Origin of the sequence: Craterilacuibacter sinensis (assembly GCF_009831765.1) — a bacterium.
GTDB lineage: Bacteria > Pseudomonadota > Gammaproteobacteria > Burkholderiales > Chromobacteriaceae > Craterilacuibacter > Craterilacuibacter sinensis.
Genome location: NZ_WSSB01000039.1, coordinates 1 through 368, shown reverse-complemented (window position 1 = coordinate 368; position 368 = coordinate 1). Strand labels below are relative to the sequence as shown.

The following is a 368-nucleotide window of genomic DNA, read 5'->3' as shown; positions in this document are numbered from 1 at the left end:
CTTCTTCCTGCTCGGGCAATTCGGAGTGGATCAGGCCGGAGCCGGCGGTCATCCACTGTGCCCCACCCGGGCTCAGCAGACCTTCATTGCCCGCGCTGTCATGATGGCGCATGCGCCCGGCCAGCATGTAGGTCACGGTCTCGAAACCGCGATGCGGATGATCGGGAAAGCCACCGATGTAATCATCCGGATTCTCGTTGCGGAATGCATCTAGCATCAGAAAGGGGTCAAGGCGGCGCTGCAGATCCTGCGTGAGCACGCGCGTCAGTTTCACCCCGGCACCGTCCGAAGTGGTCTTGCCTGCGACTAGGCGCTCAACAATTCGTGACTTGAAACTCATGATACGCTCCTAATGATCAGCGCCCCGA

At 60.1% G+C, this 368-nt stretch carries 1 protein-coding gene; it reads right to left on the bottom strand.

Features of this window, described 5'->3' with window-relative positions; translation table 11 throughout:
* On the bottom strand, positions 1-340 hold a 340-nt coding region (locus tag GQF02_RS15765), incomplete at its 3' end, for a pirin family protein (RefSeq protein WP_160798406.1).
* Between the last annotated feature and the right edge of the window lie 28 nt (positions 341-368).